Annotated in this window: 9 protein-coding genes; 4 read left to right on the forward strand and 5 right to left on the reverse strand. The window is 73.0% G+C overall.

Going from position 1 to position 16,244, the window contains the following annotated elements; all coding sequences use genetic code 11:
* The first annotated feature begins 47 nt into the window (after positions 1–47).
* Positions 48–1,091, forward strand: coding sequence for a LacI family DNA-binding transcriptional regulator (locus tag PKE79_RS06025; protein WP_271172766.1), 1,044 nt, complete (start codon positions 48–50; stop codon positions 1,089–1,091).
* Positions 1,092–1,586: 495 nt separating this feature from the next.
* Here PKE79_RS06025 and PKE79_RS06030 read toward each other — a convergent pair whose 3' ends face one another.
* The 5 genes from PKE79_RS06030 to PKE79_RS06050 all read right to left on the reverse strand — a co-directional run bounded on the left by PKE79_RS06030 (position 1,587) and on the right by PKE79_RS06050 (position 12,761).
* Positions 1,587–4,466, reverse strand: a complete 2,880-nt coding sequence (locus PKE79_RS06030; protein ID WP_271172767.1) for an endo-1,4-beta-xylanase — start codon at positions 4,464–4,466, stop codon at positions 1,587–1,589.
* Positions 4,467–4,642: 176 nt separating this feature from the next.
* Entirely contained in the window at positions 4,643–6,970 is a 2,328-nt protein-coding gene (gene yicI, locus PKE79_RS06035; RefSeq protein WP_271172768.1) for an alpha-xylosidase, read from the reverse strand.
* Between the two features lie 105 nt (positions 6,971–7,075).
* Positions 7,076–8,083: a LacI family DNA-binding transcriptional regulator gene (locus tag PKE79_RS06040; RefSeq protein ID WP_271172769.1), complete on the reverse strand. Its 1,008-nt coding sequence runs from the start codon at positions 8,081–8,083 to the stop codon at positions 7,076–7,078.
* A 74-nt stretch (positions 8,084–8,157) separates the two neighbouring features.
* The gene (locus PKE79_RS06045) at positions 8,158–10,281 is read right to left on the reverse strand and encodes a beta-galactosidase (protein WP_271172770.1); all 2,124 of its coding nucleotides are present in this window, start codon (positions 10,279–10,281) and stop codon (positions 8,158–8,160) included.
* 146 nt (positions 10,282–10,427) lie between these two features.
* Complete coding sequence (locus PKE79_RS06050) at positions 10,428–12,761, reverse strand: glycosyl hydrolase family 95 catalytic domain-containing protein (RefSeq protein ID WP_271172771.1); 2,334 nt, start codon at positions 12,759–12,761, stop codon at positions 10,428–10,430.
* A gap of 56 nt (positions 12,762–12,817) precedes the next feature.
* Here PKE79_RS06050 and PKE79_RS06055 point away from each other — a divergent pair, with 56 nt between their 5' ends.
* The 3 genes from PKE79_RS06055 to xylB are packed head-to-tail and all read left to right on the forward strand — an operon-like array spanning position 12,818 to position 16,189.
* Positions 12,818–13,546 (forward strand): alpha/beta hydrolase, encoded by a 729-nt coding sequence (locus PKE79_RS06055; protein ID WP_271172772.1) that lies wholly within the window; start codon positions 12,818–12,820, stop codon positions 13,544–13,546.
* A 49-nt stretch (positions 13,547–13,595) separates the two neighbouring features.
* On the forward strand, positions 13,596–14,786 hold the full coding sequence (gene xylA / locus PKE79_RS06060; protein WP_271172773.1) for a xylose isomerase: 1,191 nt from the start codon (positions 13,596–13,598) through the stop codon (positions 14,784–14,786).
* Positions 14,787–14,797: 11 nt separating this feature from the next.
* A complete protein-coding gene (gene xylB, locus PKE79_RS06065) occupies positions 14,798–16,189 on the forward strand; it encodes a xylulokinase (protein ID WP_271172774.1) in 1,392 nt (463 codons plus the stop codon).
* Positions 16,190–16,244 lie beyond the last annotated feature (55 nt).

Genomic DNA, 16,244 nt, shown 5'->3' on the forward strand with positions numbered 1-16,244 from the left:
GCCGTGTCCGACCGCCATCCGGGGCCGTCCGGCAGTAGCGTTGACGCGTGACGTTCCCGCCGACCCCGGAGGCCGCGCCGAGCGGCCGCGCGACCATCCATGATGTCGCGCGTGTGGCCGGCGTGTCGGTGTCGACCGTCTCGAAGGTGATCAACGGGCGGTACGGCGTCTCGGCCAAGACCTCGGCGCACGTGCTGCGCGTGGTCACGGAGCTCGGCTACGAGTCGTCGCTCATCGCCGCCTCGCTCCGGCGCGGCCGCACGCACGTCATCGGCGTGCTCGTCGCGGAGTTCGAGCCCTTCGCGCTCTCTCTTCTCGAGGGGATCTCCGAGGCCCTGCAGGGCACGGGCTACGACCTGCTCTCGTACGCGGGAAGCCTCTCGGGGCCGACCGAGGGGCAGCATGAGGGCTGGGAGCGCCGCTCCCTCTCCCGCCTGGGCGGCACGCTCATCGACGGCGCCATCATCGTGACGCCGACCGTCGAGGCGCCCTCCGCCAGCGTGCCGGTCGTCGCGATCGACCCGCACACCGGCCCCGCGGGCGCGACGACCGTCGACAGCGACAACCTCGAAGGGGCGATCGCCGCGACCCGTCATCTCATCGAGCTCGGTCACAGGCGGATCGCGCACGTCCGCGGTCGCCGCGACCTCGAGTCCGCCCGCCTGCGCGAGGAGGGTTACCGGATGGCCCTCGCGGAGGCCGGCATCGCATTCGACCCCGCGCTCGTGGTCGACGGCGGGTATCGATCCGAGGAGTCGACACCTGCCGCCGAGCAGCTCCTGTCGCTCGCCGACCCGCCGACGGCCGTGTTCGCGGCGAACGATCTCTCGGCCATCCGCACGATCGAGATCGCACGCGCGCACGGGATCTCCGTCCCCGACGACCTGTCGGTCGTCGGCTTCGACGACATCCCCGCCGCCGCCTCGCATGAGCCGCCGCTGACGACCATCCGGCAGCCTCTGCGCGAGATGGGCGCCGCCGCCGTGCGGATCCTGCTCGGCAAGCTCGACGGCGGCGATGACGCGAGCGACGCCCATGTCCGGATGCCCGCCCAGCTCGTCATCCGGGCATCCACCGCGCCCGCCCGCTAGCTCCTGCCCGCCCCTGCATGCGTGGCCGTCACCGGCGCCCCGGTTGCATGTCTCGCTCGTCGTGGGAACCGGGGGCCGTTTCCCGCCACGCCTGAGACACGCGGGCGCCACCCCGGTTGCATGTCTCACTTGGCGTGGGAACCGGGCGCCGTATCCCGCGGAACATGAGACACGCGGGCGCCACCCGGCCGGCATGTCTCGCTCGACGTGGGAAAGAGGCGCCCATACCCACCGAGCGTGAGACATGCGCGCTCCACCCGACCGGCATGTCTCGCTCGGTGTGGGAAAGAGGCGCCCATACCCACCGCGCGTGAGACATGCGAACACCGTCGCCGGGATCACTCCCTCAGCGTGTCTCACGCCGGGCGGGAAACCCGGGCGGATTCCGACCGCGTGTGAGACACGGAAGCGGGCGGGACGCCGTCGACGCCCCGCCCGCTCTCGCCGCCACTCAACGGGTCGGCCACCCGCACTCCGCGAGTCAGCCGCCGCCGCTCAGCGACTCAGCTTCACCCGCGTCTGGGCGAGGATGTCGCCGTCCGCGCTCGCAGTCAGCTGCCACACGCCGGGGCGGTCCGGGAGGGTGACCGTCACCTCCGCGACGCCGCGCGCGTCGGCCGCCGCCGTGCCGATCACCTCGCCCGTGCGTCCCTCGCCGCGCGCGGCACGCACCTCGACCGTCTCACCCGGCGCAGCGCCGGTGACCGTGACGACGGCCTCCGCCCCCGCCTGGGCACCGGCGGGCACCGTGATCGACGGCTCCTGCGGCGCGGCGACGAGCTGGACGACACCCCAGCGCGCGGTCGACTGGTAGCCCAGCCCCGTCGGGTCGGCCCAGTTGCGGATGCCCGTGCGGGCACCGGCGGCCGCGTCGTTCACCTGGACGTCGAGGCCCTGGAAGGTGCCCGGCCCACCCGCGCCATCGAGGCGGATCGCCGCCTCGACGACGTAGCCCGTCTCGGTCCGCGCGGCTGCGGTGTCCGTGCGCGCATCCTGCGCGGCCTCGTCGCCGGCGCCGAAGGAGACGACGCCGTCGGCGTTCACGCGCAGCTGCATGTCCTGCGCACGGTAGGCGCCGTTCTTGGCGTTGCCGGCGTCGACGTAGATCTCGACCGAGTCCTGGATCCAGGGGTCCACGCCGCTGACGTCGACCACCGGGTCGGCGACCTCGGCGCGGACGTACAGCACGTCGTCCCGCCAGAGGAGCCGCGCCTGGGCGGTCGCACCCGCCTCGCCGTCGACCTGGATGTCCGCCGCGACCGTCGCGGCGTCCGCCCACACGTCGTCCGGCGCACCGTCGATCACGGGCGCTGATGCGGCCTCAGGGACCTCGGCGTACGCGAGAGGGCCGACGAGCGCGAGCGAGCCCTGCGTGCCCTCGGCGCTCCAGCCGCCGCGCGGCGATCCGTCATCCACGACGCGCACGTCGAACAGGACACTGTCGCCCTCGGCGGCCGCGAGCGGCAGCGCCGCGACCACGGCGTACCCCGTCGCCGTCTCCGAGACCACCGCTTCGACCTCGGCGCCTCCCCCGCGCGGGACATCCGCTGTCTCGTCGTTCCAGGAGAGCACCACGCGATCGTCGCCCGGCGTGGTGTCGTCGACCTCGACATACACGGTCAGCCGGTCGGCGTCCCAGCGCAGCTGGAAGCGCGCGGCATCACCCGCCTCGTGCAGAGGGAGCTGGCGCCAGGCGACATCCGAGGCGGCATCCGCGTCGAGCGGCACCGCACCCTGGAAGACCGACGCGCTGCGCGCCGGCGGCGGCAGCTCTCCCCCGGCGGCCCCGTGGAACGCGGGCTTCGCCTGCAGGGCGTCGTCGAACAGAAGGGGCGCCCCCGAGTCCACGCGCCACGAGCGTCCGTCGGTGAGACCCCAGACCGACACGGAGAACAGCTCGCCCGCACGCTCGCGGAACGCGTCGAAGACGGCGCGGTAGTAGTAGCCCTGGTCGACGAGCAGCGCGTCCGTGACCGGCGTGCCGGTCGTCACGTCGAGCTCGGTGACGGCCTGCGTCACCCCCACGTCGGCGAACCGGTCGAGCGCGCCGGCGAGCGCGGAGACGGGCGTCGACAGCGACACGTGGAACTGATGCCCCACGCCGTCCACGGGCACGCCGCGCGCGAGAAGGCGGTCGACGAGCGCCGCGTATCGGTCCTGCTTGCCCGCCTGCTCGGTGTTGTAGTCGTTGATGAAGAGCGTGACCGGGCGGTCGGCGCCGTCCGCGGCGTACACGTGGTTGAACGCCTCGTCGGCGTACTGGAACGCGAGGTCGACGAACTCCTCGCCGAGCACGTCGTACCAGCGGCTGCGGCGCATGCCGTCGGCGTACTGCGCGCCGTCGTCGATGACCTCGTTGACGACGTCGAGCGCGACGAGCGGGTTCTCCGCTCCGAACGCGCCCCATCCGGACGAGAGGTACTCGGCGACCGCGAAGATGTGCGTGCGCATGCGCTCGGCGAGGATGGCCTGATCGGCTTCCGAGTTCGTGAGCGGCGTGCCGTCGTCGTGCTCGAAGAACCAGGCCGGCGTCTGGCCGTGCCAGACGAGCACGTGGCCGTAGAGCCGCAGGCCCTCATCTCGCGCGAAGTCCATGAGAGCGATCGCCTCAGGATGCGGCGTGAACACGCGGTCCGCGTCGTACCAGGCCTCGGGCTTCATGTGGTTCTCGGGCGTGATCTGGTCGAAGTGCCGCGTGAGGAGCTCCGCTGCCGCGCCCGTCGTCTCGCGGCTGTCGATCGCGACGCCGACGGGGAAGTCGACCGTGTCCTTCAGCGGGACCGCATCCTCGACCTGCGGGTCACCGACCGGCGTGACGACGATGTCGTCGACGAGGAGGTCGGAGGTGTTCGTGCCGCCGTACGCCGTCTCGAAGTACAGCTGCGCACTCTCGGCGGCGCCCATCGTGAACCGCGCACTGAGCTGCGTCCAGCCCGTGTCGGTCGCTGCGGCGTGCTGCGCGATCGTGTCGTAGCTCGTCGCGCCCGCGGTCGTCCGCGCCATGCTCGCCCACACGGCGTCGGCGGGCTGTCCGGGCGCGAAGCGCACCCAGGCGGTGAGGTCGTACGTCTCGCCGGGGATGAGCACGCCCGTCACATCGCGGATGATCCCGCTGCCCTGCGAGGTGCGGTCCGCGATGAGCGCGGCCCCGACCCCCGCGTGGGCATCGGCGTCGGTCACGGTGACGGTCGGCGCGCCGGATCCGCTGTCGCGCGGCGCCCAGCCGTCGAGCCCGCTCTCGAAGTCGGTCGCGATCGCGGGCGGCGCCTCCTCGGCGGCGGCCGGAACAGCCGCAAGGGCCGAGGCGGCGAGCAGCGACGCGGCAAGCGCGGCGAGCACGCCGCGGCGGCGTCTGCGAAGGGGTGAGGGCATCATGCACGCTCCTTTGCGCGGGACGGATGGTCGGCACCCAGGCTGGTGGACGCCGTGCGCTCCGCGCAAGGAAAAGTTGCGATCCCAAACTTAGCGTTGCGAAATCGTTATCGATATCGATGCCCTCACCCGCCTGCGGAGAGGCGCTCCTCGTGCGACAGGACCGCGCAGCCGCCGGGTCAGAGGGCGAGCTCGGCGACCCCGTCGGACGCGCGGACGGTCTCGCCGCCGATCGCGCCGATCGAGAAGGCGACGACCTCCTCGGAGGAGATGCGGACGGATCCCTGCGCGCGCTCGACGCGGAAGCGCGCCGTCCGGCCATCCGCCGCGGTCACCGTGAGGGCGCTCTCGCCGTCCGCTCCGCCCGGCGCGACCCGCAGCGTGAGGTCGTCGAGGTAGTCGTAGTCGGTCGTGTCGTCGCGCGCGCCGACCGGCACGACGGCGCCGGGGCGGACGTACAGCGGAACGCTGTCGAACGCATGGGTCTCGCGGCGCCATCCGCCGCTCACTGTCTCACCCGTGAGAAGGCTTGTCCACTCCCCCGCGGGCAGGTAGAGATCCACCGCGCCGTCCGCCGAGAACACGGGCGCGACGAGCAGGTCCGGCCCGAGCATGTACTGCCGGTCGAGGTACGCGGTGGCGGGATCGCCGGGGAACGCGAGCGGCATGGGCCGCATGACCGGCGTGCCGGTGCGGTGCGCCTCGAGTCCGGCCGCGTGCAGGTACGGCATGAGCGCGAGCTTGAGGCGGGTGAACCGGCGGGCGACCGAGACCGCGCTCTCGGCATCGGCCTCATCGCGCCCCTCCGCCTCGTCGAACAGCCACGGCACCCGGTAGCTCGTGGATCCGTGCAGGCGGCTGTGGCTCGAGAGGAGCCCGAACGCGAGCCAGCGCTTGAAGACCGCGGGGTCAGGCATGCCCTCGAATCCGCCGATGTCGTGGCTCCAGAAGCCGAAGCCGCTGAGCGAGAGCGAGAGGCCGCCGCGGAGGCTCTCGGCCATCGACGCGAACGACGACGTGTTGTCGCCGCCCCAGTGCACGGGCATCCGCTGGCCGCCGGCGGTCGCCGACCGCGCGAACAGCACGGCCTCGCCCTCGCCGCGCTCGGCCTCGAGCACCTCGAACACGGCCTCGTTGTAGCGCTGGGTGTAGAGGTTGTGCATCCGCTCGGGGCTCGAGCCGTCGAAGTAGTCGATCTCGAGCGGGATGCGCTCGCCGAAGTCGGTCTTGAAGCAGTCGACGCCCTGGCGGATGAGCCGCCGGAGGTGGTCCTGGTACCACGCCGTCGCATCGGGGTTCGTGAAGTCGACGAGCGCCATGCCCGCCTGCCACAGATCCCACTGCCAGACTGAGCCGTCGCGCCGCGTGACGAAGTAGCCCTTCTCCTTGCCCTCCGCGAAGAGCGGCGAGCGCTGGCCGATGTACGGATTGATCCAGACGCACACGCGCAGCCCGCGCTCGTGCAGACGGCCGAGCAGCCCTTCGGGATCCGGGAACACGCGCGGGTCCCACTCGAAGTCGCACCAGTTGAACTCGCGCATCCAGAAGCAGTCGAAGTGGAACGTGCCGAGCGGGATGTCGCGCTCGGCCATCCCCTCGATGAAGCGCGTCACGGTCGCCTCGTCGTAGTCGGTCGTGAAGCTCGTGGTGAGCCACAGGCCGTACGACCACGCGGGCAGGCGAGCCGGGCGCCCGGTCAGCGCCGTGTAGCGCTCGATCACGCCGGCGGGGTCGCCGCCGGCGAAGACGTAGTAGCTGAGGGACTCGCCCGCGACCGAGAACTGCACGCGCTCGACGGCCTCCGACCCGACCTCGTAGGAGACGTGGCCCGGATGATCCACGAGCACGCCGTATCCCCGGCTCGAGAGATGGAACGGGACGTTCTTGTACGCCTGCTCGCTCGAGGTGCCGCCGTCGGCATTCCAGATGTCGACCGTCTGGCCGTTCTTCACGAGGGGCCCGAATCGCTCGCCCAGCCCGTAGATGAGCTCGCCGACGTCGAGGGCCAGCTGCTCATGGACGTAGGCGCCGGCTCCCGTCGCGCCGAGCGGCCCCCGTTCGACCGCGGCGTCCGGGGCGAGGCGGATGTAGCCGAGCGACTTCTCGCCGCTCGACGTGAGCACCCGCCCGGTCTCGACATCGTGGAAGACGAGGCTCCACGGAGCTCCACGGGTGATGGTCGCGCGGATGCGGCCGCTCGTGATGCTGCCGGCCGCCTCGTCCACGACGACGTCGCCGTGCCCGTCCTCGGCGCCGACGAGGTCGAACGAGACCTCGCCTCGGCCGCCCTGGTGGTGCTCGATGCGCACGCCGATCACCCCGGGCAGCGGCGAGTGCAGCGAGACCGTGAGGGTCGCGCGGTTCAGGGTGTCGCCGCGGCGCTCGATGACCTTCGTCGGCACGGTCGCGTTCAGCGTGCGCCCGTCGGACCAGACGTCGTACGCCTCGCGCCCGTAGAGGGCGTCGACGCCCTGCCGCAGCTGCCAGAACCCGTCGGTGAACTTCATGGCCGGGATGCTCCTGTCGTGACGCCCATCGGCGGGCGGAGTGGATGAGAAATTCTCGAAGCGCTTCGATGACCGACGCGCAGACGCGCGTCGGTGCGGCGCGCCTCAGGCGGGCGGCGCGATCGAGCTGCGGTCGATGAACGCGGGCGGCAGCAGGCGAGGCGGGCCCGGCACGACGCCCTCGACCGCCGCGAGCATGCCCTCGACGGCGATCCTCCCCATCTCCTCGATGGGAAGCGTCGTTCCGCTCAGCCGGTGCTCGAGCCGCCCCGGGTCGTAGCTCGCCGCGGCTGCGAGGAGGGAGATGTCGTGCGGGACGCGCAGCCCGCGCTCGTCCAGGCGCCGCAGCGCCTCCTCCACGACCGGCTCGTTGCAGTGGAACACGATCGCCGTGACGTCGGGGGCCGCCCCGAGGATGAGGTTGACCGCCTCCGCACCCGTCCCCCGCTCGATGCCCGCCCACTGACGAACGAGACGGACGCCCCGCTCCTGAGCGGCCTGCTCGAGAGCGTGATCGAAGCGGCCGATGAATCCCGCGCGCCGATCCACGAAGCTGTGCGGGTGGCCGATCATGCCCACGACGCGATGGCCCGCATCGGCGAGTCGCGCGATGGCGTCGCGCGCCGCCGTCTCGAAGTCGAAGTCGACGCAGGCGACCCCCTGCGCGTGCTCGGAGATGCCGATGAGCGCAGCGGGGATGCGCCCCGCGCGGACGATCGGAAGCCGCTCGTCATCCTCGGCGACGCCCATCATCACGACGCCGTCGACGAGGGAGCTCGCGCTCACCCTCCGGATGCCGTTCACCTCGTCGTCGCGGGCGAGCAGCAGCACGTCGTAGTCGCGCCCGCGCGCGGCCTCGACGACCGCGGAGGTGAACCGCATGTGCGTCGGCAGGTGCCCGTCGGCGCGCAGCGGTGCACTGAGGGCGAGGATCTGCGTCCGGGCCCCGGCGAGGATGCGCGCGGCGGCGTGCGGCTGGTAGTCGAGCTCTGCGATGGCCTGGTCGATCCGCTCGCGCGTCGAGCGCGAGATCGTGCGCTTGCCGGAGAGGGCGTACGAGACCGTGCTGATCGACACGCCGGCGAGCTTCGCCACCTCGTTGATCGTCGCCATCTTCACTCCGTCGTCTAAGCGCTTCGACTGATCCCGCGATCCTATCCGCGAGCATAGGCCCCCGGCAACTCATATCATGGCCCGACCATCCGCTCGATCTCCACCTCCGCGCCGCGCGCGACGCGCAGGACGGCGCTCGCTCCCGGATCGAGCGTGAGCCCGCGCGAGAGGTCGCTCGCTCGGATGAGCTCGCGCGCCTCGCCGCGCACCCGCACCGGCTCGGCGCCGTGGTGGAGGAGGAAGAGGAAGTCCGCCCGCGCCCCGCGCCGCCTCACGGCTTCGACGCCGAGCGCTGCGGCGCCCGCGACCGTCTCGCGCGCCCCCGCGCGCTGCGCGAGCTCGGCGAGCAGGATGTCGCGGGATTCCTGAGCGAGTCGGGCCGACACGTAGACCGCCGTCCCCGCGCCCCGCTCGGCCTCGGTGATGGCGGCGTGCCCCGCGAGCGGGCCGTCGACGTAGCGCGCGAGGACGCGCGCATCCGACGCATACAGGCGCTCGGTCCACTCCTCCGCACGCAGGCCGCCCTCGATCGCGACGCCAGCGCCCGGGTCGAGCGGCACGATCTCGTCCGCGCCTGCGCCCAGGAGGTCGCTCAGCAGCGCAGGGTAGCGGCCGGCGCCGATCCGGAGGCTCTCGTCCGCGAACCCGGACGGCGTCGTGACGACGAGGCGCCCGCCCGCCCGCACGAACCCCTCGAGCCATCCGACGGTCTCCCGCGCCATGGCGTACAGCGCGGGCACCACGAGCAGGCGCAGGTGCGAGACCTCCCCGCCCGGCCGCACGAACTCCGTCGCGATGCCCTTCCGCCAGAGCGCGCGGTGCGTCGCCCGCACCTCGTCGGAGTACGACAGCGCGTCGTTGGGCAGGTGCGGCGTCTCGAGCGCCCACCAGCCGTCGGCGTGCCAGACGATCCCCACCTCGGCCGGAACGACCGGGCCATCGGCCGGCGGCTCGGCGACCTCGCCGATGGCCTCGAGGATCCGGCCGAGCTCGACCACGGGCTCGAACAGCGGCGAGTCGCCGCCCCCGTGCGGCACGAGCGCGCCGTGCCACTGCTCGGCTCCCGCCGCGCTCTGCCGCCACTGGAAGAAGAGCGAGCTCTGCGAGCCGCGCGCGATGTAGCCGAGGGAGTTGCGGATCATCCGATCAGCTGTCTTGGCGTGCGTGCGATCGCCCACGCGGATGCCGCGCGCGTTCTGCTCCATGAGCACCCAGGGCCCGCCCGCCCATGACCGGGTGAGGTCCGCGCCGTAGGCCACGTGCGCCTCGCCGTCCGGGCCGGTCGTGTCCAGGTAGTGGTCGATCGACACGATGTCCTGCGCGGCGGACCACGACCACTGCTCGAGGTGGTTCCAGGTGGGCAGCATGAAGTTCGTCGTGACCGGAGCGGACGAGCCGGCCGCGCGGATCTCCGCCTTCTGCTCCTCGAACGCCGCGAGCATCTCGTCGGAGGAGAACCGCCGGAAGTCGATGAGGAGCGCGGGGCTGTGCAGGTACTGCGTGGCGCGCGGAGGGAGGATCTCCTCCCACGTCCCGTAGCGCTGCGACCAGAACGCGGTGCCCCACGCGGCGTTCAGCGCGTCGAGATCGCCGTAGCGGCTCCGCAGCCAGGCGCGGAAGGCGCGCGCCGCATGCGGCCCGTAGTCGAGCGTCCCGTACTCGTTGTGGATGTGCCATCCCCGCAGACCGCGGTGGCGTCCGTATCGCTCGCCGAGCATCCGCGCGATCCGCCGGGACGCCTCGCGGTACGCGGGCGCGCTCACCGCGTACGTGTCGCGGGAGCCGTGCGAGAGCACGACCCCGTCGGGCCCGACGGGCATCGCGTCAGGGTGCGCGAGCGTGAACCACGGTGGCGGCGACGCGGTCGGCGTGGCGAGGAAGAACCCGATGCCGGCCTCGTCGAGCAGGGAGATGACCTCGTCGAGCCAGCCGGTCTCGAACCGGCCCTCGCGCGGCTCGAGCAGCGCCCAGGAGAACACGCCGAGCGTCACGGTGTTCACCCGCGCGCGCCGCATGAGGGCGATGTCCTCCCGCCAGATCTCGCGCGGCCACTGCTCGGGGTTGTAGTCGCCGCCGAACAGGAGCATGCCGGGCGCATACGGGCCGCGCGTGCCGTCGGTCATCCTCGATCCCTCCTCGCCGTCGTCGGCGGGCCGCGCCGCCGCGACGAGGCGATGCGTCCCGGTCCTCTGCGGCACGGGTCCCTTCGGCCGATGGCGCGCAGACGCGGCCTCGTCGCGGCGGACGTTCTCGCACCCCATTGTCGAAGCGCTTCGCTTGACCCTAGCGCGCCCCTTCCGCCCTTTCAACCCCAGGCCGACCGCACGGGCGCCGACACGCGCGCTCAGTCGTCGAAGTCGGCGGCCGACACGACCGTGTCGGCCCCCGACGACACCTCGACCTCGATCTCGCGGCCGCCCCAGCGCAGCCGCATCCGGCCATCCCGCCCGGATCGCGCGCGCAGGCGCGCGGACACGAGACGGCCGTCCGCCCAGGCGATGTCGACGACGACGCCCGGCCGCGCGATGAGCCCCGCGACCCGGCCGGACGCGAGCGCCGTCGGCACGGCGGGCAGGAGGTCGATCCGCCCGCGATGGCTCTGCAGGAGGCACTCCGCGAACCCGCCCGTGAACCCGAGGTTCCCGTCGATCTGGAAGGGCGGGTGCGCCGCGAAGAGGTTCGCGTAGAGTCCGCCCGCCTCGCCGAAGCCGATCCCGCGCGCGTCGCGGAAGAAGAGCCGCAGGAGATCCGCGACGCGGTCCGCGCGCCCGAGGCGCGCCCAGAGCGCCGTCTTCCACGCGAGCGACCAGCCGGTCGAGTCGAGCCCGCGGCGGTCGAGCGTCACGGCCGCCGCGCGCTCGAAGGCCTCGTCGGCCGCATCGCCGGGATAGAGCGGGTAGAGATGGCTGACGTGGCGATGCTGCGGGTCGACCTCATCGACGACGGCGTCCCATTCGAGGACGCCCTCGTCGGTCGCACGCGACGAGACCTCGGGCAGCGCGTCGAGCGCGTCGCGGGCGGCGCCCACGAGCGGGTCGTCTTCGGGACCGAGCGTCACGACGGTGCCGAGCAGCTCGCGCGCGAGCGCGAGGTCCATCGTGCTCGTGACGCCGACGCCGACCTCGTGGCCGCCCACCCGGAAGGTGTTCTCGGGGGATGTCGACGGCGCGGTCCCGAGGGAGCCGTCGGGCAGGCGGACGAGCCAGGCGAGGAGGAACTCCGCCGCGCCGCGGGCGAGCGGGCGGAGCGTGCCGTCGACGAAGCCGTCCGGCGCCGAGCCGAACGCGACGTGCTCGGACAGGTGGCGAATGAGCCACGGTCCTGCGAACGGCCAGAACGCCCAGCAGGGAGAGCCGTGCCCCGCGCCCACCGTGGCGGTGAAGGCCCACGCGTCGCTGTTGTGGTGCGCCACCCAGCCGGGCGCGCCGTAGTCGATCGCCGCCGTCCGCGCGCCGCGCTCGGCGAGGGCGCCCACGAAGCGGATGAGCGGCTGTGCGGTCTCCGGAAGAGCGGTCACCTCGGCGGCCCAGCAGTTCATCTCGGTGTTGATGTTGAGCGTGTAGTTCGAGCTCCACGGCGGACGCATCTCGGCGTTCCACAGACCCTGCAGGTTCGCGGGGAGCCGACCCGGCCGCGAGGACGAGATCAGCAGGTACCGGCCGTAGTCGAACAGCGTCGCGACGAGATCGGGATCCGCCGCGGCGACGTCGCCTGCGCTGCGCGCGCGCTCGAGACGCTCGGAGGTGGACGCGTCGGGAGCGCGCCCGAGGTCGATCCGCACGCGGTCGAAGAGCTCGGCGTGCGCGCGGACGTGCGCTGCCCGCAGGCGCTCGTATCCGCTCGCGAGGGCGGCCTCGGCCCGCTCGTGCGCCCGGCGGAGCGCGTCATCGGGCGACGAGAGCTCGGCCGTGGGCCCCGCATACGTGGTCTCGATCGCGAGAGCGAACACGGTCCGCTCCCCCTCCTCTCGGCGGCGGAGGACGACGGCGACCTCGACGGTGCGCTCGCCGTCGTCGGGCCACGTCGCGGCGGGGAGGTCGGGCTCGTGTCCGGGCGCGACGTCGAGGGGCGCCGCGAGGAGGGCCGCGAAGCCGTCGGCGAGCTCCTCGCGCGCCGTCTCGCGCAGGGGCGTCGAGAACGACAGCTCGATCGGCGCGGCGGCGCCGGACACCGCGTGGACGAGCACGTCGTCGGCCGCCGACACGAAGGTCTCCGCGGTCTGGTCGCCCGCGCGCAGCTCGTGGACGGCCGCGCCGAGGTCGAGGGCGCGGACGACGGGAGTGCGATCCGCCCCCGCGCGCGGGCCGACGACGAGCGACCCGACCGGCAGGAACGCCTGGCTGTAGCCCGACTGACGGCGCTGGAGCAGCTCCTCCGCCTCGCGCGGCCGGCCCTCGAGCACGGCGCGGCGCGCTTCGGCGAGCAGGCGCTGCGATTCCTCGGGCGCGAGCGGACGCTGCCGCTCGTCTCGCCACGGCGCTCCCGACCAGACGCTCTCCTCGTTGAGGTGCAGCACGGCCCGCGCGCCGCCTCCGCACATCGCGCCGATGCGGCCGTTGCCGAGAGGAAGGGCCTCGAGCCACTCGCGCGCCTCCCCCTCGAAGACGAGCCGCCGGCCACCGCGCCGGCGCGCGCGTCGGGAGGTCTCGTCGGGGTCGGTCGTGCGGTCGGGCGTCATCGCATCAGGGCACACGCGGACCACGATACGGTGCGCGCGGATGGTAGGAAACGAGCATGACCCACGCCGACGAGATCGTCTTCCTGCCCGCCCGCGCCGAGGCTCCCGAGAGCCGGCCGCTCATGCTCGTGCTGCCGGGAGGCGGCTACGCGCATCACGCCCCGCACGAGGCCGAGCCCGTCGCGGCGTGGCTGAACGACGCGGGACTGAACGCCGTGGTCTTCCGCTACCCGGTCGCGCCGCAGCGCCATCCCGAGCCCATCGTCGCGACCCGGTCGCTCCTGGCCGCCCTCCGCCGCGGCGAGCACGGGGCCTTCGACGTGTCGCGGATCGGCGTCCTCGGCTTCTCGGCGGGCGGCCACCTCGCGGCCACGCTCAGCAGCGCGCCCACGGCGGCGGAGCGCGCGGCGCACGACGTCGACGCGCGGCCCGACCTGGCCATCCTCTGCTATCCGGTCATCTCGATGACCGATCTCGTGCACCGGGGCTCCGTCGACGCGCTCCTCGGCCCCGACGCGCCCGTCGCCGCCCGTGCGGCGCTCGACGCCGACGCTCTCGTCGACGAGCGCACGCCGCCGACGTTCCTGTGGCACACGGCCGCCGATGAGGCGGTCCCGGTGACGCACGCGCTCGCCTACACCCGCGCGCTCGTCCGTCACGGCGTGCCCGCCGACCTGCACGTCTTCGCGGAGGGCGCGCACGGAAAGGGACTCGCAACCGGCCTCGGACCGCTCGAGGGATGGACACGCCTCGCGGTGGACTGGATCCGCGAGCAGGGTTGGTGATATGTTCATTTCCACAACATTTCACCGACGACGCTGAAGGCGGATCCTCATGTCGCTCACACCCACCAAGGACGACAAGTTCTCGTTCGGTCTCTGGACCATCGGCTACAACGGCACCGACCCGTTCGGCGGCCCGACCCGACCGGCGCTCGACGTCGTGCACGCGGTCGAGAAGCTCGCCGAGCTCGGCGCCTACGGCCTCACATTCCACGACGACGATCTGTTCGCGTTCGGCTCGACCGACGACGAGCGGCAGAAGCAGATCGACCGGCTCAAGGGCGCGCTCGCCGACACCGGCGTCGTCGTCCCGATGGTCACGACGAACCTGTTCAGCGCCCCCGTCTTCAAGGACGGCGGCTTCACCTCCAACGACCGCCAGGTGCGCCGCTTCGCGCTGCGCAAGGTGCTGCGGAACGTCGACCTCGCCGCCGAGCTCGGCGCCAAGACCTTCGTCATGTGGGGCGGTCGCGAGGGAGCGGAGTACGACTCCGCGAAGGACATCCGCGCGGCTCTCGAGCGCTACCGCGAGGCGGTCAACCTCCTCGGCGACTACGTCACCGACAAGGGCTACGACATCCGGTTCGCGATCGAGCCGAAGCCGAACGAGCCGCGCGGCGACATCCTCCTCCCGACGCTCGGCCACGCGATCGCGTTCATCGACTCGCTCGAGCGCCCCGAGCTCGTGGGCCTCAACCCCGAGGTCGGCCACGAGCAGATGGCGGGACTGAACTTCGCGGCGGGCATCGCGCAGGCGCTGTACCACGGCAAGCTCTTCCACATCGATCTCAACGGCCAGCGCGGCATCAAGTACGACCAGGACCTCGTCTTCGGTCACGGCGACCTGCACAACGCGTTCGCGCTCGTCGACCTCCTCGAGAACGGCGGCCCCGGCGGCGTCCCCGCCTACGACGGCCCCCGCCACTTCGACTACAAGCCCAGCCGCACCGAGGACGAGACGGGCGTGTGGGACTCGGTCTCCGCGAACATGCGCACCTACCTCCTCCTCAAGGAGCGGGCGGCCGCCTTCCGCGCCGACCCCGAGGTGCAGGAGGCGCTCGCGAGCGCGAAGGTGCTCGAGCTCGGCCAGCCGACCCTGAACGAGGGCGAGTCGTACGACGACCTCCTCGCCGACCGCTCGGCGTACGAGGACTTCGACGCCGACGCGTACCTGGGCGGCCACGGCTTCGGCTTCGTGCGGCTGCAGCAGCTCGCGACCGAGCACCTGCTCGGCGCCCGCTGAGGACGGCGCGGATGACTCTCGTCGCGGGCATCGACTCGTCCACGCAGAGCTGCAAGGTCGTCGTGCGCGATCTCGCCACCGGCGAGATCGCGCGCACGGGCCGCGCATCGCACCCCGACGGCTCCGAGGTCGACCCCTGGCACTGGTGGGACGCGCTGCAGTCGGCGATCGCCGACGCCGGCGGGCTCTCCGACGTCGACGCGGTGTCGATCGCGGGGCAGCAGCACGGCATGGTCGCTCTCGACGCGCGCGGCGAGGTCATCCGCCCCGCCCTCCTCTGGAACGACACGCGCTCGGCCGATGCCGCGGCCGCGCTCACCGCGGAGGTCGGCGCCGAGGCCTTCGCGGAGCGCGCGGGGCTGGTCCCCGTGGCCTCCTTCACCGCGACGAAGCTGCGGTGGCTGGCGGACCATGAGCCGGAGAACGCCGCGCGCGTCGCGGCCGTCGCGCTTCCGCACGACTGGCTCACCTGGCGCCTGCGCGGCTTCGGACCCGACGGCGAGCGCGGCCCCGTGCTCGAGGAGCTCGTGACCGATCGCTCCGACGCGAGCGGGACGGCCTACTTCGACCCGTCGCGCGACGTCTACGACCGCGACCTGCTCGCACGCGCTCTGCGCCGCGACGCCGACGCGATCGTGCTCCCCCGCGTCCTCGCCCCCGCCGAGCACGTCGACGGCCCCGGCTTCGTCGTGGCACCCGGTGCCGGCGACAACGCGGGCGCGGCGCTCGGCCTCGATGCCCGTGCGGGCGACATCGGGATCTCGATCGGCACGAGCGGCACCGTGTTCGCCGTGACGGATGTCGCGGTGCAGGACCGGACGGGAACGGTCGCCGGGTTCGCGGATGCCGCAGGCGGCTTCCTGCCGATCGTCACCACCCTGAACGCCGCGCGCGTCCTCGACGCGACCGCGGCTCTTCTCGGCGCAGACCACGCTGAGCTCGCGCGGCTCGCCCTCGCCGCCGAGCCGGGAGCGGGCGGGCTCGTGCTGCAGCCCTGGTTCGAGGGCGAGCGCACTCCCAACCTGCCCGATGCGACAGCGACGCTCTTCGGAATGACCCTCGCCTCGACGACCCGCGAGAACCTCGCCAGGGCCGCGATCGAGGGCGTGCTGTGCGGGCTCGCGGAGGGCCTCGACGCGATCCGCGCCCACGGCGTCGCCGCCGAGCGCGTGCTCCTCGTGGGCGGAGCGGCGCAGAGCGCGGCCGTCCAGGCGATCGCGGCGCAGGTCTTCGATGCTCCCGTCGTCGTGCCCGAGCCGGGAGAGTACGTCGCACTCGGCGCGGCGGCCCAGGCCGCGTGGGCGCTCACCGGCACGCGCCCGGAGTGGCCGCTGCAGATCGCCGCGACCCTCCCCGTCGACACGCGACCGGTCATCCGCGAGCAGTACGCCGCGCGCCGCTGACCCGGACGCAGAGGAGGGCCGCCGCCGGCAGTCGCCGGCGGCGGCCCTCCTCTTT

It is taken from the genome of Microbacterium barkeri (assembly GCF_027921765.1).
Classification (GTDB): Bacteria; Actinomycetota; Actinomycetes; order Actinomycetales; family Microbacteriaceae; genus Microbacterium; species Microbacterium barkeri.